General features: G+C 41.6%; 19 protein-coding genes. 17 read left to right on the forward strand and 2 right to left on the reverse strand.

Annotated features, from left to right (window positions below; all coding sequences use genetic code 11):
• Positions 1 to 654: 654 nt before the first annotated feature.
• Positions 655 to 1,290: a MarR family winged helix-turn-helix transcriptional regulator gene (locus AAFN85_RS06320; RefSeq protein ID WP_347526193.1), complete on the reverse strand. Its 636-nt coding sequence runs from the start codon at positions 1,288 to 1,290 to the stop codon at positions 655 to 657.
• Positions 1,291 to 1,526: 236 nt separating this feature from the next.
• On the opposite strand from AAFN85_RS06320, the gene AAFN85_RS06325 reads away from it, so the two are divergent.
• The 13 genes from AAFN85_RS06325 to AAFN85_RS06385 all read left to right on the forward strand — a co-directional run bounded on the left by AAFN85_RS06325 (position 1,527) and on the right by AAFN85_RS06385 (position 15,490).
• Positions 1,527 to 3,281 carry an ABC transporter ATP-binding protein gene (locus AAFN85_RS06325; RefSeq protein ID WP_347526194.1) on the forward strand — a complete coding sequence of 585 codons (1,755 nt, stop codon included), beginning with the start codon at positions 1,527 to 1,529 and terminating at the stop codon, positions 3,279 to 3,281.
• A 43-nt stretch (positions 3,282 to 3,324) separates the two neighbouring features.
• Complete coding sequence (locus AAFN85_RS06330) at positions 3,325 to 5,085, forward strand: ABC transporter ATP-binding protein (RefSeq protein ID WP_347526196.1); 1,761 nt, start codon at positions 3,325 to 3,327, stop codon at positions 5,083 to 5,085.
• A gap of 283 nt (positions 5,086 to 5,368) precedes the next feature.
• Positions 5,369 to 6,073 (forward strand): NUDIX domain-containing protein, encoded by a 705-nt coding sequence (locus AAFN85_RS06335; RefSeq protein WP_347526197.1) that lies wholly within the window; start codon positions 5,369 to 5,371, stop codon positions 6,071 to 6,073.
• An 82-nt stretch (positions 6,074 to 6,155) separates the two neighbouring features.
• On the forward strand, positions 6,156 to 6,611 hold the full coding sequence (locus AAFN85_RS06340) for a response regulator (RefSeq protein ID WP_347526198.1): 456 nt from the start codon (positions 6,156 to 6,158) through the stop codon (positions 6,609 to 6,611).
• Between the two features lie 99 nt (positions 6,612 to 6,710).
• The gene (locus AAFN85_RS06345) at positions 6,711 to 10,268 is read left to right on the forward strand and encodes a PKD domain-containing protein (protein WP_347526199.1); all 3,558 of its coding nucleotides are present in this window, start codon (positions 6,711 to 6,713) and stop codon (positions 10,266 to 10,268) included.
• 3 nt (positions 10,269 to 10,271) lie between these two features.
• A complete protein-coding gene (locus AAFN85_RS06350; RefSeq protein WP_347526200.1) occupies positions 10,272 to 11,285 on the forward strand; it encodes a type IX secretion system membrane protein PorP/SprF in 1,014 nt (337 codons plus the stop codon).
• A gap of 149 nt (positions 11,286 to 11,434) precedes the next feature.
• Entirely contained in the window at positions 11,435 to 11,848 is a 414-nt protein-coding gene (locus tag AAFN85_RS06355; protein WP_347526201.1) for a hypothetical protein, read from the forward strand.
• Positions 11,849 to 11,863: 15 nt separating this feature from the next.
• Complete coding sequence (locus AAFN85_RS06360; protein ID WP_347526202.1) at positions 11,864 to 12,100, forward strand: hypothetical protein; 237 nt, start codon at positions 11,864 to 11,866, stop codon at positions 12,098 to 12,100.
• Positions 12,101 to 12,177: 77 nt separating this feature from the next.
• Positions 12,178 to 12,378 (forward strand): hypothetical protein, encoded by a 201-nt coding sequence (locus tag AAFN85_RS06365; protein WP_347526203.1) that lies wholly within the window; start codon positions 12,178 to 12,180, stop codon positions 12,376 to 12,378.
• A 219-nt stretch (positions 12,379 to 12,597) separates the two neighbouring features.
• Positions 12,598 to 13,431 carry an ABC transporter ATP-binding protein gene (locus AAFN85_RS06370; RefSeq protein ID WP_347526204.1) on the forward strand — a complete coding sequence of 278 codons (834 nt, stop codon included), beginning with the start codon at positions 12,598 to 12,600 and terminating at the stop codon, positions 13,429 to 13,431.
• Between the two features lie 7 nt (positions 13,432 to 13,438).
• The gene (locus AAFN85_RS06375; RefSeq protein ID WP_347526206.1) at positions 13,439 to 14,335 is read left to right on the forward strand and encodes a hypothetical protein; all 897 of its coding nucleotides are present in this window, start codon (positions 13,439 to 13,441) and stop codon (positions 14,333 to 14,335) included.
• A 6-nt stretch (positions 14,336 to 14,341) separates the two neighbouring features.
• On the forward strand, positions 14,342 to 14,713 hold the full coding sequence (locus AAFN85_RS06380) for a GntR family transcriptional regulator (protein ID WP_347526207.1): 372 nt from the start codon (positions 14,342 to 14,344) through the stop codon (positions 14,711 to 14,713).
• A gap of 18 nt (positions 14,714 to 14,731) precedes the next feature.
• Positions 14,732 to 15,490 carry a DUF2807 domain-containing protein gene (locus AAFN85_RS06385; RefSeq protein ID WP_347526208.1) on the forward strand — a complete coding sequence of 253 codons (759 nt, stop codon included), beginning with the start codon at positions 14,732 to 14,734 and terminating at the stop codon, positions 15,488 to 15,490.
• 144 nt (positions 15,491 to 15,634) lie between these two features.
• Here the strand turns inward: AAFN85_RS06385 and accD are convergent, their stop codons facing one another.
• Positions 15,635 to 16,480 carry an acetyl-CoA carboxylase, carboxyltransferase subunit beta gene (gene accD, locus AAFN85_RS06390; RefSeq protein WP_347526468.1) on the reverse strand — a complete coding sequence of 282 codons (846 nt, stop codon included), beginning with the start codon at positions 16,478 to 16,480 and terminating at the stop codon, positions 15,635 to 15,637.
• Between the two features lie 269 nt (positions 16,481 to 16,749).
• Between accD and fbaA the strand changes: the two genes are divergently transcribed.
• The 4 genes from fbaA (at position 16,750) to AAFN85_RS06410 (ending at position 19,495) form a co-directional block, all read left to right on the forward strand.
• Positions 16,750 to 17,829: a class II fructose-bisphosphate aldolase gene (fbaA, locus tag AAFN85_RS06395; RefSeq protein ID WP_347526209.1), complete on the forward strand. Its 1,080-nt coding sequence runs from the start codon at positions 16,750 to 16,752 to the stop codon at positions 17,827 to 17,829.
• Positions 17,830 to 17,934: 105 nt separating this feature from the next.
• Positions 17,935 to 18,444 carry a low affinity iron permease family protein gene (locus tag AAFN85_RS06400; RefSeq protein ID WP_347526210.1) on the forward strand — a complete coding sequence of 170 codons (510 nt, stop codon included), beginning with the start codon at positions 17,935 to 17,937 and terminating at the stop codon, positions 18,442 to 18,444.
• On the forward strand, positions 18,410 to 18,835 hold the full coding sequence (locus AAFN85_RS06405; RefSeq protein ID WP_347526211.1) for a GNAT family N-acetyltransferase: 426 nt from the start codon (positions 18,410 to 18,412) through the stop codon (positions 18,833 to 18,835). Before AAFN85_RS06400 ends, AAFN85_RS06405 begins: the two co-directional genes overlap by 35 nt.
• Before the next feature lie 87 nt (positions 18,836 to 18,922).
• On the forward strand, positions 18,923 to 19,495 hold the full coding sequence (locus AAFN85_RS06410) for a hypothetical protein (protein ID WP_347526212.1): 573 nt from the start codon (positions 18,923 to 18,925) through the stop codon (positions 19,493 to 19,495).
• The last annotated feature ends 203 nt before the right edge of the window (positions 19,496 to 19,698 follow it).

The raw sequence follows: 19,698 nt of genomic DNA on the forward strand, positions 1-19,698 counted from the left end.
GGAAAGATAGGTTTATAAGGTGAGTTGAACAATAGGAATGTAGTATCACCTACATACACATTGAGCCACTAAATTTGTACCGCGGTGGGGGTTAACAGGGGTTAACAAAAAAGGGTTAACATTGTGTTTAAATATTTGATAATCATTTAGTTAGTTGAAAATTGGTGTTAACCCCAGTTTGTCAGTTGTTTTTGTGTATGTGGTTGATTGTCAGTTATTTGGTTTGGATTTCAGTTGTTGCTCTTGCGTAGCCATTACTCACCCCGACTTCGCTACGCTTTTCACCCCTCTCTCCGGCAAGCCGCAAAGAGGGTAGGAAAAGAAAAACCAAGAACAAAAATCCCCTCTTTACGCGCAGCGTAGAGAGGGGTGAAAAGCGTAGCGAAGTCGGGGTGAGTAAATATGCATGCGATAATTTTGCGCTATGCTTAATCTGCCGCGGGTTTAGCGATAGCGTAACCCGTGGTGTAAAATTACTTAAGTCTCTGACTTAAGTAATAAACAGCAACGCCAGATTGAATGAACTATTCACCACAGGTTAAGCTATTACTAAGTTGGTGGTGAATGCCATGTTGGTTTGTTGGGGTTAAGTCGGAGACTTAACCAATTATTCCCACGGGTTACGCAATCGCTAAACCCGCGGTAGCAATGCTTTTAATTACCCTTATCCTCCATAATATCCTCATACATCCTATCAAAAGGCTTATTCTTATTTTCAATAGCCTTTACCGAGTTACGCTGCTCGCAGTATTTCAGCATCTCGTAGCAATCAAGCAACACTTCATCTGCAACATCCTTAAAAGTCATCTCTACCACTTTGCCTGATACTTTGTAGTATTCATCAAGTGCTTTCATTCCTTTATCGGTGATCTTGATCAGCTTGGCGCGTTTATCATCTGGAGAGGGGCGTTCTTCAACCTCCTCCTGGCGGATAAGTCGGTTGATCACCTCCATGCCTGTGGTGGTTTCGGCAAACATATGGTTAATCAAATCGCTTTTGCGCACCTCGCCCAGGTGCATTAAGCTATTCAGGTAGTAAAAATTCTCGGCCGGACCAGCCTCGATATGAGCCACAGCCGATCGGAAGTACAGAGAATATGCACTCATTATGCGACCAACAGTTTTTAGCAGGAAGGCACCGTTCATGATGCGCTCGCCTTTTTTGCCTGGATGTTTAGGCTTAGGGCGCTGCTTTTGAAGGTAGTAACGGCAAAAGGCTTCAACGCTGTGTTGCTCGCTTTCGGCTTCAAAGGCAGTCCATTCCTCAACTAACTGTACTATTGGTTTCATTTTATTACTATTTAGAAGTAAAATTAAAAATTTATTTCTAAAAAGTTTTATTTGTTCCCGAATGGAAATATATTTGAATAATTATTTCGAAATAGAAATATATGTTGAACCGTATAAAAAATGCCAATCCAATTTATTTCGATAATTTTAACTGGGATTAAAAATGTTTTATCCGGTCAATCGTCACACAAAATAGCTGTCGGTTGATATAGCCTCAGCCTAAAACAATAAGAATTATGCAACCCGATCATACAAAAAAAGCAGCCCCTAAACCACCAAGCGTGTTTAGTTTACTGCTGCCTTATAAAGGCCTTGTGGCTTTATTGCTATTATTCGCGCTTTTTGGTAATGCCATTAACCTTTGGCTGCCTAAGGTGATTGCCAGTGGTATTGACGACTATACAGGGCATCGTTTTGTGCTGGGCGATATTGTTACTAAATTTTTGATCGCTACGGTACTGGTGTTTTTGTTTGCCGGTTTGCAAACCATTATTCAAACCTTCGCCTCAGAAAAAGTAGCCCGCGATCTGCGCAGGCGTTTATCAGAAAAGATCTCGCGCCAAAGTTCAGCTTTTATCGAGCAAGCCAATCCATCCAAGTTACTAACTAACTTAACTGCCGATGTCGATTCGATCAAACTCTTCGTGTCGCAGGCTTTGGTATCCATCATTTCGTCCTTGTTTATCATTATCGGCTGTAGTGTAATGCTGCTGCTCATTAACTGGAAACTGGCGCTGGCTGTTATTGCCATTATCCCAATCATCGGCGGTACGTTTGCCTATGTGCTTAAAAAAGTAAGGGCGCTGTTTATCAAAAGCCGCGGCGTTATCGATCAGTTAAATAAAGTAATTAACGAGAGTATCCTCGGCTCGGCACTTATCAGGGTGATCAATTCGCAGCAACTGGAGTATAATAAATTTTTGCTGGCTAATACCGAGGCTAAAGATTACGGTCTGCGCATCCTCGGTTTCTTTTCCGGCCTTATCCCAATCGTTACGTTCACCGCTAACATGGCTGCACTAACCATTTTGGTGATGGGCGGGCATTTTGTAATAAACGGTAGCATGACCTTAGGGAGCTTCGCGGCATTTAACAGCTATTTGTCATTGTTGATATTCCCGATATTCATTTTGGGTTTTATGAGCAACCTGATAGCGCAGGCCAGCGCATCGTTTACCCGTATTAGCGTAGTGTTGGATGCGCCCGATGTTAAGGAAGGCGGCAGTATAAAAGATACTTTGCGCGGCGATGTGGAAATGGAAGATGTAACCATCACCTACGGCCAAAAATCGGTACTGAAAAATGTATCGTTTAAAGTATCGGCAGGATCAAAAATCGCCATCATTGGCCCAACATCGGCAGGTAAAACGCAGCTGCTTTATTTGCTTACCGGGTTGATCAACAGCACATCGGGCAAAATTTTGTTTGATGGCAAAACCATTGCCGACTATGATAGCGAAGCTTTTCACCGCCAGGTGGGTTTTGTTTTTCAGGATAGTATTATCTTCAATATGAGCATCCGCGAAAATATCGCCTTTAGCGATACCGTGACCGATGAATCATTGCAAAAAGCCATTGAAACAGCCGAGTTAACCACCTTTATTAATAGCCTGCCGGATAAACTAAATACCATTGTTTCCGAGCGCGGTTCAAGCCTTTCGGGCGGGCAAAAACAGCGTATTATGCTGGCGCGGGCCTTGGCCGTTAATCCTAAGGTTTTATTGCTGGATGATTTTACCGCAAGGGTTGATAACAATACCGAGCGTAAGATATTAGCCAATATCCAGAAAAACTATCCCGGCTTAACGCTCATCTCGGTAACGCAAAAAATAGCTTCGGTTGAGCATTACGACCAGATCATTTTACTGATGCAGGGCGAAATTGTTGCCCGTGGCGTGCACGATGAACTGATGAAAACCAGTCCGGATTATGTGCAGATCTTTAATTCGCAGCAAAGCACCAGTAATTACGAGCAGGGCATTACCCACTAATTTTTGAAGTTAAGAGCAGATAAATATATATCGAACAGGAACAATGAACTACGATCTTAACCAGCTGAGCAAAACTCAGCAAAAAACATCAACGCTGGCGGGCCTCAAAAAGCTGCTGCAATTGATAGCGCACGAGAAGCCTACGCTTATCATCGCGTTTTTTATCATCCTCGCCAACTCTACGCTAAACTTGCTTGGTCCGCTTATTATTGGCCATACCATTGATAATTATGTGGAGCATAAAGATTTTCACGGCGTACTGCGCAATGCGGCCATCCTATTGGCTATGTACAGCATCGCGCTGTTTACCAGCTACAAGCAAACTACGCTAATGGGTGGGGTAGGGCAGCGCATGCTGTTTACCCTGCGCAACTCTATCTTCAATAAACTACAGCAACTGCCGCTAGCTTTCTTTAACCAAAACAAAGCCGGCGATCTGATATCGCGCGTAAACAACGATACCGATAAGCTTAACCAGTTTTTTTCGCAATCGCTGATGCAGTTTATAGGCAACATCTCCACCATGATAGGCGCGGGGATATTTTTGCTGGTGATTAACTTTGAATTGGGGGCGGCAGCTTTGGCGCCATCACTGGTGATTCTTTTTCTGACGCTGGCTTTATCGCCATGGATAAAACGTAAAAACGCCGCCAACCTGAAAAGCACCGGCGGTTTAAGTGCCGAGATCCAGGAAAGCCTCAATAATTTTAAGGTGATCATCGCTTTTAACCGTCGGGATTATTTCAGAAAACGTTTTGAGCATGCAAATGCCGATAACTATAAAACCGCTATTGGCGCAGGCTTAGCCAATAACGTGTTTGTCCCTGTTTATGGCCTGTTTGCCAGTATGGCTCAGCTGATTGTACTTTGCTTTGGGATCTATCTTATCAGTAAAGGCATGTTCTCGATTGGTTTAATGGTGAGTTATTTATCCTATTCAACCAACTTTTATAACCCGCTAAGGCAATTAGCCGCGCTATGGACAAACTTCCAAACGGCTATGGCTGGTTGGGACAGGATCTCGCAGATCCTATCGCTCGAAAGTAATTTGCCCATACTGCCCGCCGGTCTTACCGAGGAAAACGCCGGACTGCTTGAGTTTAAACATGTGCATTTTAGTTATGACGAGAGCCGGGAGATTTTGCATGATATCCGCTTTAAGCTGGAGCAGGGAAAAACCTATGCGCTGGTTGGCCCTACGGGTGGTGGTAAAACTACAACGGCATCATTGATCGCCCGTTTGTACGATCCTACCAAAGGAGTGGTATTGCTTGGCGGCAAAGATATCCGCACACTTACTGCCGAGGAACGCAGCCAGAAGATCGGTTTTATTTTGCAGGAGCCTTTCCTTTTCACCGGTACAGTTCGGGATAATATTTTGTACGGTAATCCGCTTTATAAAGATCACACCAACCAACAAATGGAACAGGTTATCCGCGATGCCAACCTGGGTGGTTTGCTGGCCATTTTTGAAGAAGGGTTGGAAACTAAAGTACTATCGGGCGGGGACAGCATTAGTTTAGGGCAGAAACAATTGATTGCCTTTATGCGTGCTGTGCTGCGTAATCCCGAAATTTTGATTTTGGACGAGGCTACAGCCAATATCGATACCATTACTGAAAAACTGTTGAGCGATATTTTAGATAAGCTACCGGAAACTACCACACGCGTTATTATCGCTCACAGATTGAATACCATTGAAAATGCCGACGAGATATTCTTCGTAAATTCCGGTGAGGTGATCAAAGCTGGATCATTTAATGATGCTATGGATTTGCTTTTGCAGGGGAAACGGGTTAGCTAATGAAGAAGAATTTTCACACGAATGATTTGCAATCTGTTCACAATTAATCGAATTACACGAATTAGTAAAAAATAATACAAATTCGTGTAATTCGATAATTTGTAAAAATTCGTGTGGAAATTTATTCAGTACTTTATATTAGTAACCTACTAAATTCCTGATGCATCTTTAACACAACCCAATTCAATCCATAAAAAACTGTGTTCATATTAAATAGTTGTCTATCGTACACTAAATAATTGCCAAATTATTTTTACCATTGCATATAAACTTAACCTAAGTTATGCATAAGTACAGCGGCGAAACGCGCATTTTAGTTGCAACAGATTGTATCATATTTGGATTTGACGGGGCAAATATTAAATTATTGCTGGTTCAGCGTGGCCTGGAACCCGAAATACATAAATGGAGCCTGATTGGCGGTTTCATTAAACCAACCGAATCGCCGGATGATGCAGCCAACCGTGTGCTTGAACTACGTACAGGTTTAAAAAACGTTTACATGGAACAGTTCCAGGTATTCGGCAAACCCGAGCGCGACCCTGTTGAGCGCACCCTATCCATCGCTTACTTCGCATTGATCGATATCCATCAGTATGAGGCACAACTGAGCGAAGAGTATCACCCCGAATGGTTTTTGCTGGATGAAATGCCCGATCTGATCTTTGACCATAACGAAATGGTGCGCCTGGCCAAAAGGCAGTTGCGGTACAAAGCTGCAATGCACCCTATATTATTCCAGTTACTTCCCGAAAAATTCACCATCCCGCAATTGCAGGCTCTTTACGAAGGCGTTTATCAAACCAAATTTGATGATCGTAACTTTAGCCGTAAGCTACTCTCGACCGGGCTATTAGTGAAACTGCCCGAAAAAGATAAGCTCTCATCAAAAAAAGGAGCTTTTTACTACAAGCTCGATCAATCGCACTACGAAGAGAATTTTGAGAAATTCCTGAACCTGGTGCCAAACCCAGATAAGTTTTTTTAGGGTAGAGTTGTTAGGTTTTTAAAAAGCGCCCGGCTAAATTTAAAACAAACGGGCTTTTACAGCTTTTTATAAACCTATTTTAATGAACCAGGAAAGCATAGACGCGGGTGTTTTATATATTGATGATACAGCAGCCAGGCTTGACGATTTTAAGAACTTGTTCGGTAAATCGTTTAATATTTACACGGCTCAATCTATCGCCATAGGGCAAGGCATGCTTGCAAGGCATGAAATTGGCGTGATCATTATTGATCATCTTGTAACCGGAACAAACGGTATCAACTTTTGCGAAAGTATAGCGCAAAGCCATCCGCGTGCTATTAAAATTTTACTCACCGGTTTTTCGGATGCCGATGATGTTAACGATGCCATAAATAAAGGTTTGCTTTATGCCTGCCTTCCCAAACCTTGGCAAAACGACGAACTGAAAAACGTGGTTAAAAACGCGCTTGAAGTTTATTATTTGCGCAAACACAACATCGAGCTTACTTATAAATTGTACGAGGCCAATTATCAGCTTTCAAAAGCCAATAAATAGCGTGGTATATTTTACATACCATTGCGTACCAGCAATAAAGGTTTTTTGTATTTTTAAGCGGTAGTATTAAACTATCAAACCAAAATCAACTAAACACCTTTGATCAGAACCATTTTTTCGCGGGCTTTTATAGTGCTCGTTACACTGGTATGTTTTAATATTTACACGCAGGCGCAGGGTTCAACAAACCAGGGTACGGAGTTTTATACCGCTTACATGGCCCACGTTAACGGCGCATCAGGCGAAGCAGGAGCTATTAATGGTGGCAGCCAAATGCAGCTTTACATCACATCTGATGTAAATACAGCTGCCACAGTTGAAGTAGCCGACGGTTCTTTTACAAGTACTTTCCAAATAACGGCAAAAAGCGTAACAGCTGTGGCTATCCCGGCGAGCGCCTTTTTGGGTGGACAGGGCAAATTTTTAAAAGGTGTTCATATAAAATCTATCAAGCCCATCGCCGTTTATGCGCATATTTTTGCGCAGAGTGTTTCGGGTGCTACGCTGTTGCTTCCCGTTAATACTTTAGGTAAGGATTACCTGTCTATCAATTTTACGCAGATCTCAAACTCAACTAATACCGGTGGTGGTAATGGCGGGGGCGGCGGCGGCGGAGGAGGTAATGAGGGCAAGCCTTCGTATTCAACTTTCGCGGTTATTGCTACTGAAGATAACACAACAGTTGAAATTACGCCCTCGCAGGTATTGCTTGACGGTACCCCCGCAGGTGTGCCCTTTACCTTAAACTTAAAAAAGGGCGAAGTTTACCAGGCACTTTCAGCAACAGATTTAACGGGTACAAGGGTACGATCAATAGTAACGGCAAACGGAAGTTGTAAAAAAATAGCTGTTTTTTCGGGCAGTTCAAAAATTAGTATCGGTTGCATGGGTACCAATGGCTCATCCGATAATCTCTTTCAGCAGGTTTATCCGCTTTCTGTCTGGGGTAAAAACTATATGACAGTTCCTCTGAAAAATCGGGCCTACGATGTTTTTAGGGTGATACCAAGCATGCCCGGCACGTCAATTAATTTAAATGGCAACAATATTCAAATAACGGGGTCTTACTACGAGTTTAAATCGTCGGCCCCAAATGTGATCACATCAAATAACCCAATACAGGTTGCGCAGTACGCTATTACCGAGAACGAAGGTAATGATTGCACTGTTTTGCAGGGCGATGTTGGTGACCCCGAAATGATCTATCTAACGCCAATTGAGCAAACGCTTGATCATGTTACGTTAAACTCGACCAGCAATTTCGAAATAACGCGGAATTACATTAACGTGATCATCAAGTCGGCTGCGGTGCCAACATTTTCGCTGGATGGCGTACCCTATACTAATTTTACGGTTATGACCGGCGCTGCAGACTATTCGTACGCTCAGATCAGCGTTGGCGCGGGTGTACATAATATCAAAGCATCTGATGGTTTTAACGCCATTGCTTATGGCTTTGGTGAAAAGGAATCATATGGTTACGCGGCAGGTACCAATCTTAAAGATCTGAACGAGTTCATCGCTCTGCTCAACCCCGATAATAAAACTATTCAGCTTAACGGTTGTGCCAATACTAATTACAAGCTACAGCTTACTTTACCTTATCAAACTACCCAAATAACCTGGGACCTTAAAGATGGTTCGGTACCGCTTGTTGTTGATAATCCTATCCCCACGGGTACGATTGTGAAAGATTCTAAAACGCTTTATACTTATGAATATCCGGGGCAAAAAACATACACCGATGGCGATTACAGTGTAGTTGCAACTGTATTTAACCCGGTTGCCGACGAGTGTGGATCGAACGAAACTATTGAGTTTGATTTCAATATTTCAGTACCACCAGTGGTAGCTTTTAATGTAGGGAGCGCCTGCCAGGGTGCCAATGTGCAATTTACGGATAAGTCGACATCGGGCACGCGCCAGATCACCACCTGGGCCTGGGATTTTGGTGATGGTACTACTGATGTAGTGCAAAATCCCATGCATAAATACACGAGGCCCGGCGATTATATGGTAAAGCTGTTTGTTACCAACGAGAACGGCTGCGGGCAATTATCTGATGCTTTAAAAGTACACGTTAATTCGCTACCCATCGCTGCTTTCACCGCATCGGTAGGCTGTATAGGAAAAGAGACTGTTTTTACTGATCAGTCCACCTCGGTTGAGGGCGATATTACGCAATGGCAATGGGATTTTGGAGATGGCACACCCGTTGAAACCCGAACGGATAAAAATCCGTTTAAGCACGTGTTCACTATTACGGGCGATTACCTAATTAGGTTAACTGTTACCAATACTAACGGTTGTACAAGCGAAGTAATCACTCATCAAGTAACCGTTAATCCTGTGCCTGTGGTTGATTTTTTGTTGCCGGATGCCTGCGAAGGAGATATAGCCCAGTTTACCGACCGTAGCTCAATTGCCGACGGTACGGAAGCTGGTTTTACTTACGCCTGGAATTTTGGCGATGCACAGGCCACACCGGCTAATCCCAATACATCGGCCGAAAAAGATCCGAAGCATAAATTCATTGCCGGTACTTACCAGGTAAGCCTAACGGTTACCTCAAAATATAATTGCTCGGTAACTTCGGCTATTAAAACATTAACCATTAACGGTGGCATACCCAAGGCGGCATTAACGGTATTAAACCCCGCGGATCTTTGCAGTAGCCAGGAGGTGTTTTTTGAAAATCACTCTTCGGTTAATTTGGGTGAAATCACCCGTTTGGAAGTTACTTATGATGATGCCGACCCATCTTCGCTGGTTGTTTATGATCGCCCGGTGGATGGATTGAGGCTCAGGCATAAATATCCTACGGCTACAACCGGTCCGCGCACGGTAAGTATTAAGGTGATAGCCTATTCGGGTACGGCATGTTCGGATGTCATTACAGTGCCAATAACTTTAAAAGCATCGCCGGTTGTTACTTTTGATCCAGCTCCGTTTCGCTGCCTCGAATCTGATCCTTATACTTTTGTTCCTAAACTTGAGGGGCCTGCAGGTACAGGTGTTTTTAGCGGAGTTGGGGTAAATAGTAGCGGGGTATTTGATCCGGCTGTTTCAGGTACAGGAACTTTCGATATAAGGTACATCTATACTACTCAAAATAACTGCGCAGACACAGTTGTTCAGCAAATAACGGTTGATCCAGCTCCGGTAGTTTCATTGGGTGCCGATTTTACTATGCTTGAGGGTACAAAACGTGTTTTAAAACCCCAGGTAAATGACCAGGGCTTAAGCTACAAATGGACTCCTTCAACCGGTTTGGATCATGATGATGTAGCCAACCCGGTGGCCAGCCCTAAGGAGGATGTTACCTATACTGTTACCGTAACCACGGCCCATGCCTGCCAGGCCAACGCCTCTGTATCGATTAAAGTTTTGAAGTTTTTGGTGATCCCCACCGCTTTTACTCCCAACGGTGATGGCTCAAACGATACCTGGGATGTTAAATATTTGCAAACCTACCCCAATAATAAGGTAGACGTGTACAATAGATACGGAGAAAGGGTATATTCGTCCATTGGTTATAGCACCCCATGGGATGGCCGTTTAAATGGTTCTTATTTACCTCCGGGAACATACTATTACATCATCGACCCTAAAAATGGCCGTGAGGTTATTGCGGGTAACGTAACCATTATCAGATAGTAGATGAAAAAAGTTTTATACATTATCACATTTATATTAGCCGCGCAGTTTTCGAGGGCACAACAACGTCCGCAGTACACGCAATATGTTTTCAATAATTACCTGCTAAATCCTGCCCTAAGCGGTATTGAAAACTACACCGACGTTAAGTTGGGTTACCGTAGCCAATGGACCGGCCTTGATGGCGCCCCGGTAACATCGTACTTTACCATTAACGCGCCAATAGGTAAAAACTTTTTACAGGGCGATGCTACCGCATTTCCGGCGGGTGGCGGTCTTAATCCTTCAAGCAGGTCGTACACTCAAAACTATATGGCTGCCGAGCCACACCATGGTATTGGTTTAACCATCGTATCTGATAAAACGGGGCCAATAACACAAACCAATATTGATGCTACTTACGCATACCACCTGGGTATTACCGAAACGCTTAACCTTGCGGTTGGCGTATCTGCCGGGATGAGCCACAATTTAATTGATATAAGCAAGCTAACTTATGTTGATCAGAATGACCCTACAATACAAGGCCTTACCCCAAGCCAATGGAAGCCAGATTTGGGTGTAGGTGTTTGGGCATATTCATCAAACTACTTTTTTGGTGTATCGGCACAGCAAATTTTGCCGCAAAACTTATATGTTACCGGAGCTAATACTGCAAGCCAGAACAAAACAGTACCGCATTATTTTGTAACAGGCGGTGTAAAGCTTTTTGTATCTGACGATATTACGCTGATGCCATCGGCATTATTAAAGTTTATAGCGCCGGTTCCGGTTACGTTTGACGTGAATATGAAAATGTCGTTCCAGGATAAATTCTGGATCGGCGGCTCGTACAGGCGCAATGATTCGTATGCGGCATTGGTTGGCTTTAATTTGAGTTCGTTGATTAATGTTGGCTATTCGTATGATTTTACCACCTCGGCGCTGAATACGGTAAGTCATGGTTCACACGAGATCGTGTTGGGCATCCTGCTTAATAACCGTTACAAAGTAACCTGCCCGCAGCACACTTTTTAATTTTAAGCTTTTATCATAAATGCGATATGTTATGTTGAATAGCATATCGCATTTGTATTTTATGGAATTTTATTTCTTATAACGAAATAAAATAAAACAATCCGGCTATTTCATCGGTTCTAATTAATAACAACTAAAATTAAAAACCTATGAATACCAATAATGAAAGCTGGAAAGGCCAGGATAACGAGCACGGAGATTTTGAAAACAACACCAATTCATTTTCGGTAAACGGCGATAAAGCCTACGATAGAAATGAACTGGAAAGTGACGGCGATGATCTGGATGATACCAACGACATAGTTGATGACTATGACGATCAAAACCGCAAACCGGAAGTTGAAAAGCCTAAAAAAGAAGGTGTAGGTACCCATTCGCAACCTGAAGTTAACCAGGTTGAAAGAAGTGCAAATACCTCGTACAGCGAGCAAACCGATGTAACTCCACCGAATAAAAAAGAGTTCCCTTCAGTTGGCCCATCTAAAACCGATTTTGAAAGCCGTCCGCATGGCCGTACTACCGGCCGTATGTTAGGCCACGAGCCAGGCACCGAAGGCATTTAATAAAAGGAGGTTATCATGAATGATTATAAAGATGATATAGACCGTAGCGATAGTAATATTAAAGAGGAACGCGAAAGCGGTAATGCTAATATTACAAATGCAGGGGATATCAAACAAATCGGCAACCTTGAAACTAAAGGTTCGCAAAAAAAGCCTTTTAATGTTTTGAACGAAGATGGCAGCCTTGCCGATCTTCCTGATCAGGATGTTGAAGGCGCCGGAGCCGGTGATGGCACCATAGGTGCCCACTAATTTTATTGAAAAACTTTATTTGCAAAAGCAGCCCGAAAACCGGGCTGCTTTTTATATTTGGGGCAAACGCGTTTTAAATGAACTGGGAGCTATTATACCATTTGCCTTTTATACTTATTGTCGCTGCTTTAGTTCAATCCGGTTTGAAAAAGCTGATAGGTAACCGGGTAGGGGCATGGTTGTATTACCTGATCCTGATTATTGTAAGCGTTGCAATTTATGCCGGTATTATTGGTGTATTGCTATTGATCTTTTTTCATGATGCTATGAAAGACTAAGGATTTTTCCTACACGATCGCATAATCTAACCCAGACTTACGAAGTTTTTAAAACTTCGTAAGTCTAACCGCAATAGCACACTGCTTCTACTAAGGTCCTTTAATAACACTATTTCTTTTCACCCTTTATAATTTCTCAACAAAAATTTTGATTTGTAAAATCAACTGTCTATTATTGTAGTGTACTAATTAAATAGTACACTAAATCACAAATCAGCAATGATCAACATCCAAAACCTAACCTTCGGATACCACAAAAAACAAGTGGTACTTGAAAATCTCGATCTGTATTTAAAACCCGGCCATATTTATGGCTTACTTGGCCGTAACGGTGCCGGTAAATCAAGCCTGCTGCATAATATATGTGGCCTGTTATTCCCTGATGCTGGTAACTGCAGGGTAGCAGATAAAGACCCGGCCGACCGCTCGCCCGAATTTTTACAGCAGGTGTATTTATTGCCCGAGGATGTTTACTTGCCCAATCTATCTATCAAAAGCTACCTCGACATTTACGCCCCGTTTTATCCCGAATTTAACCGTGATATGTTTTTTCAGTTTTTAACAGAGTTTGAGATCCCCGTTAACAACAAGTTGCAAAGCATGAGCTACGGCCAAAAAAAGAAGGTGATGATCAGTTTCGCGCTCGCCACCCAGGCCAAAGTATTGCTGATGGATGAGCCTACAAATGGCCTTGATATTCCCTCCAAAAAACAGTTTCGTAAAATAATAGCCGGCAATGTTAAGGATGATCAGCTAATCATCATCAGTACCCACCAGGTAAAAGACCTCGATAGCCTGATAGATTCGGTGCTGATACTGGAAGATAAAAAGATCATACTAAACCAATCGGTTGATCAAATAACCGAAAAGCTAAGCTTTAAACAAGTAATGAACCTTGATGAAATAGCGGCACCTATTTACAGCGAGGGCGCTTTAAAAGGTTACGCAGTAGTGGCAGCAAATAGCAAACAGGAACCTTCACGCCTGGATATGGAAATGTTTTTTAACGCCATACAATCCGAAAAGCAACAGATCTTATCACAATTTAATTAATAACAACATGCAATTTTCAATACACAGGGTATGGCTCCTTGTACGTAAGCAATGGGCCGAAAATAAACAGTTATACATTTTAGGGTTATTGGCTGTTGCCGGTATTATGGCAGCATGCATCATATTTAACCTTGTTGATCTGCCGGGCTTCGAGCCGCGTATGCAGGAAAATATATTGATCATCGGTTTAATGGCAAGCGGTTTTGTTTTCTCTACAACTGTATTAAGCCAGCTTAATCAAAAAATTACAGGCATAAACGCGTTGATGTTGCCGGCTTCCGCTTTGGAAAAGCTTACAATGGCTGTGATATATGGTATGATCGTATTTCCTGTCTGCTTTCTTGCTATTGTATATCCTTTGATTGTCTTGGGGCATTATATAGACCATGATGTTATGGGACGCCCAAATTCGTTATATGCTATAAAGGCAAACTTGAAAATCCTTTATATATACATTGCGTTCCTGTTACTACAGAGTGCCGCATTATTTTCTACAGTTTTATTTAAGCGTTATGTGCTGGTAAAGGGGGTAATAATGGTATCGTTGGTCTTTTTCGGTACAATAATCTTAAATCCTTTTTTGGCAAGGTCGATCATACAAGTACATCAGGGTACACCTTTTGCTGCTACGGTTAAAGAAAACTATTATGATATAAAGCACAATGTAGTTGAAACTAAAATCACTAAAGAACTTTTATATAGTAGCATTTGGTCGGCTACTCCTTTTTCAGATCTGGAGATCACCAATTGGGAGGTGAACCGAAAAGTTAAGGGAATTGATTATAACGCCTATTTCACATACCTAACCAATCCATATAGCAACTTATTTGTGCTATTGCTTATCATGAGTATTCCTTTTTTATGGGTGATCACCTGGTTTAGGCTTAAAGAAAGAGAATTGTAAACCACCATGGAATTTAACAACACACAGGCTATATACCTGCAAATAGCAGATTATGTATGCGATAAAATACAGCTTAAAGTATGGCTGGAGGATCAAAAGATTCCGTCGGTACGTGAGCTTGCCGTTACGCTGGAGGTAAATCCCAATACGGTAGCGCGATCTTACGAGTATTTGCAAAACCAGGAAATAATTTATACCAAACGTGGCATGGGCTATTTTGCCCAGGCAAACGCAGCGCAAAATATCCTTAAAACCAGGCGAGAGCGGTTTGTGGATGAAGAATTACCTCTTTTGTTTAAAAAAATGCAACTGTTAAATATTCCGGTTAGCGATTTGCAGCTTCATTATCAACAATTTATCGATAACCAAACCAATTAAAATTTTAATATCAATACAATGAAAACCAGCACAAAGCTTATCATCATATTTTTTATGTGCATCCCAACTTCTTTGCTCGCTTATAACTTCATTTTAAAAGCAGAATATAAAAAAGGGAATGTGGTACGCGATTTATACCCTAAAAACAATAGTTTTTACGTTAATAAAACGGGATTGCCAAAATTTACACATGTTGTAATTAATGGTTCTCTTAATGTAGGCAACGGTGGCTTTGAACAGTGGATGGCCCATGTATGGGTGGGGGGCATTGATAGCTCGTTAAAAGCAGACAACAGGGTAGGCGCACTTGAGGAATTAAAAGACAATCTGGAAGCTACTGTGAAAAACGATACCCTTTTTATATCATTTCATGCTACAGGGAAGTATGATAGATTTTCAACAACCTGGAACCATGAAAGCGATATTGTAAAGATATACGCGAGTAAGGTAAAATCGGTAAGTATTCGTTTTGCAAATGTTACTATCGGCAAAAATCCTGATTTAACCGACTCTTTGAACCTTACCGTAGGAGACTATAGTCGCTTCAACGTTCAAAACTTACAGCTTCAAAAACTTACGGTTGTTGCCAAAGATAGCTCATCTGTCAGCATCCTTCAAAGCAATAAGATAGGCACACTTAATTACTCCATTCAAGGCAAAAGTATATTACATGTTGATGGAAGCCCTGCTCAACGCTACGTAGCCCGGCGTGTGGATAGTGCCGCCATGATCAATTTAACTGGCAAAGCAAGTATTTTGCAAAAGCAGCTGCACTAATTGCTGCACTGAAAAAGATTAACCTAAACCTTAACAAAAAATAAGAGGCTGTATCATTAATCATGATCAGCCTCTTTGTTTATAAAAACAAAGGCCGCATTTTTCAGAATGCGGCCTTTTGATATTGTTATCGAAACCTGAAACTTAATTGTTCATCATTTTAATAAACGAAGCCAGTTTCTCTTTCATTTCTCTTCTATCTACAATAAAATCAAGGAAACCGTGTTCCTGCACAAATTCGGCAGTTTGGAAACCTTTTGGTAGGTCTTTTTTAATGGTTTCTTTGATAACCCTTGGGCCTGCAAAGCCAATCAGCGCACCTGGTTCGGCAATGTTGATATCGCCAAGCATAGCGTATGATGCTGTTACACCACCAGTGGTAGGGTCGGTAAGCAATGAAATGTACGGGATTTTTGCTTGCGATAATAAAGCCAGTTTAGCCGATGTTTTGGCCATTTGCATTAATGAAAACGCGGCCTCCATCATACGTGCACCACCCGATTTTGAGATCATCAGGAATGGAACTTTATGTTCGATGCTGTAATCGATTGATCGTGCGATCTTTTCACCAACAACAGAACCCATCGAACCGCCAATGAAGTTAAAATCCATACAGGCAATAACAATATCCTGGCCTTCAATTTTACCTGCTGCCGAGCGGATAGCATCTTTTAATCCTGTTTTCTTTTGGGTTTCTTTAACCCTGTCTACGTACTTTTTGGTGTCTTCGAAGTGTAGTGGATCGCCTGATGTAAGATCAGGGAAAAGCTCTGTAAATTCGTTATTATCAAACAGTACCGAAAAATATTCTTTTGAACCTATGCGCAGGTGGAAACCACAGTAGTGGCACACATATTGATTTTCTACCTGTTCAGAATAGTGTAAGGGTTTTTTACAATTGGGGCATTTGTTCCAGATGCCATCGGGGGCTTCCTTCTTTTCCTCAGTGGTCGTAATTATCCCTTTCAACTCTCGTTTAAACCATGCCATATCTGTGTCTAACTCTTTCAATTGGCTACAAAGAAACAAAAAATATTAAACATGTGGGGTTCGTATTCAAAAAGATGTGAACGGCAAAATTGTTTGCTTAAATTTAAACAACCGTTTTAGTATCAAATTGGCAATAAAAACGCCCGTTAATTAACAACCAGTAACACTTTACTAATATAAGCCTATTTTTACTATGGTTTTAATATACTTTTAAGAATAATTAACCGTTTTAAAGAATTTTTATAACTTCGAGCCCCAAATAAACGCTAATGGATTTAAAAAATTATAAAGGTGTTCTGCACGGCGATCAGGTGCAGGAACTATTTGAAGCAGCAAAAAAGCATCAGTTTGCTTTACCGGCAGTAAACGTTATTGGTACTAACACTATCAATGCAGTTATGGAAACAGCTAAGGCTGTTAACTCTCCGGTTATTATTCAGCTGTCAAATGGCGGTGCACAGTTTTACGCCGGCAAATCATTGGATAATTCAAAACTTCAGGCCTGCATTTTAGGTGGCGTATCTGCTGCAAAGCACGTGCACCTGCTGGCCGAGCACTACGGTGTAGCGGTTATTTTGCATACCGACCATGCTGCAAAAAAATTGTTGCCATGGATTGACGGTTTGTTAGAGCACGGCGAAAAATTCTTTGCCGAAACAGGTAGACCATTGTTTTCATCACACATGCTCGACTTATCTGAAGAGCCTTTAGAAGAAAACATCGAGATCTCGGCTAAATACCTTGAGCGCATGGCCAAAATGAACATGACCATCGAGATCGAATTAGGTGTTACCGGTGGTGAAGAAGATGGCGTTGACAACTCTGACGTTGATAGCTCACGTTTATATACACAGCCAGAAGAAGTATCTTACTCTTACGAACACCTTTTAAAAGTTAGCCCACGTTTTACGATTGCTGCTGCTTTTGGTAACGTGCATGGTGTTTACAAACCAGGTAACGTAAAATTACAACCGGTTATTTTGCATAACTCACAAGAGTATGTAAAACAAAAATTTGGTTTAACTGCCGAGAAACCTATCAACTTCGTATTCCACGGTGGTTCTGGTTCATCTCAGGAAGAAATTCGTGAGGCTATTTCATATGGTGCTATCAAAATGAATATCGATACCGATATGCAATGGGCTTATTGGGAAGGTATTAAAGATTACTACCAATCAAAAGAAGGTTATTTACAAACTCAGATCGGTAGCCCGGATGGTGAGGATTCTCCAAACAAAAAATACTACGATCCACGCGTTTGGTTACGCAAAGGCGAAGAAAACTTTGTAAAACGTTTGTCTGCAGCTTTTGAAGATCTTAACTGTATCGACGTAAACAGCAAATTATAATATTCATCAAAAACTAACAAAAGCGCCTGTACATTTGTTGTGCAGGCGCTTTGTTGTTTATAGTCAGCAACGAGGTTCCCCCATAAAACTTAAAAATTTACTGTAATGACAGAACTTCGTATTAAAAAGAAAAATTTATTTGAGCGCTTTGCCAATTGGGCTACTATTGCAACCGGTAGTTCGGGGGCGTTTATTGGAGCTTTCGCGGTTATTATTATATGGGGAATAACTGGTCCGCTGTTTCACTATTCGGATACCTGGCAACTGGTGATCAATACGGGTACTACCATTGTTACTTTTTTAATGGTTTTCCTGATCCAGAAATCGCAGAATAAAGATTCGAAAGCCATACATTTGAAGCTTAACGAACTGATTGCATCTCACCAGGGTGCCAGTAACCGCATGGTTGATATTGAGGATATTACCGAAAAAGAGCTTGATCAGCTGCACAAGTTTTATGTTGAACTTGCTGATCTGGCCGAAGAGGAAGATGATATCACCTGTACGCACTCGATAGATGCTGCCAAAGAAAACCATACCACCAAACTCAATAATTTTAAAACGAAACCGCATTACATCAATGCCCGCAAAAATCACAGTAAAAAAAGCCACTGAACAGGCCGATCTGGATAAAATCAATGCCATCAGGTATGAAGTTTTTGTCGTAGAACAAAACTGCCCGCCACACCTCGAGGTTGAGCATAATGAAGATTCTGTACATTTTTTAGCCACTGTTGATGGCGAACCGGCCGGTGCCTGCCGCTGGCGTAAAACCGAAAATGGTTATAAGCTGGAGCGCTTTGCCGTACTTAAAAACTTTAGGGGCTATGGTTTAGGAGGGGAAATGGTGAAAACCGTACTGGCCGATCTGCCTGCCGACGCTGAACACATCTATCTCAACTCGCAAACACACGCGGTATCTTTTTACAAAAAATTAGGTTTTGAAGAAAGCGGTCCCGAGTTTGAAGAGGCGGGTATCAAGCATTATAAAATGGTGAAGAAATAATGCCGGTTAAAAATATTTAAAAGATGCTGCAACCATTTTAAAGGTTGTGGCATCTTCTGTTTAGTACATCATCTAAATCTGATTATTATGTTAAATCTGAATCTTACTCCCCAAAGATTATTGATCGCCATTTTTTGTTGCGTTATTTCATTAAGCGCATTTGGCCAGGATAAAATCAAAACCATTGGCAATAAGCCCCGCACCGGATCAAGCAACAACAGTTTTGCTGCTATTAAAGGTTATTTGGTAGGTATTGAAATGAATGCCGGCAAAAAGCAGGTGCAGTTAATGAAACTGAGGTTTCATACCTCAAACCACGCCAGCGATAGTGTTGCTTTTAAAGTTAACGTTTATCAAATGGCGGGTAAATACCCTAATACAGCCAACCTGGTAACAGGCGAAGTGAAAGGCTATATCAAAAAATACACCACCGAAGGTGTGCAGCTAAATACGGTTGACCTTGCACCTTACAACATTAAAGTAGCCGGTAATATAGTAGTAGCTATTGAGTTTTTGGAAACAAGATCAGGCTCAAATATCAGTTTTGCCAGCGGCGTATTAAATGGCGGCACGTTTTGCAAATCTCCAGATTCTGAAAACTGGAAAAAGATCCCGATTGTTGGGGTGGATTTTAGTGTGGATGTTAAAAAACTGAATTAACAGGCCGCAAACCAAAACTTACGAAGTTTTTAAAACTTCGTAAGTTTTTCTGCTTTTAAACAAACATGCTATTAAAATAGCTCTCAATCCTCAGCGTTAACTGCTCTATCTCCAAATTCAAAATTTTTGTTGTTTTTTTAATAAAACGAATTTTATATGTTTGTATAATCTGTTTTAAACCAAAAGATCAAGAAAATTTTTGA

Origin of the sequence: Mucilaginibacter sp. CAU 1740 (assembly GCF_039839285.1) — a bacterium.
Lineage (GTDB): Bacteria > Bacteroidota > Bacteroidia > Sphingobacteriales > Sphingobacteriaceae > Mucilaginibacter.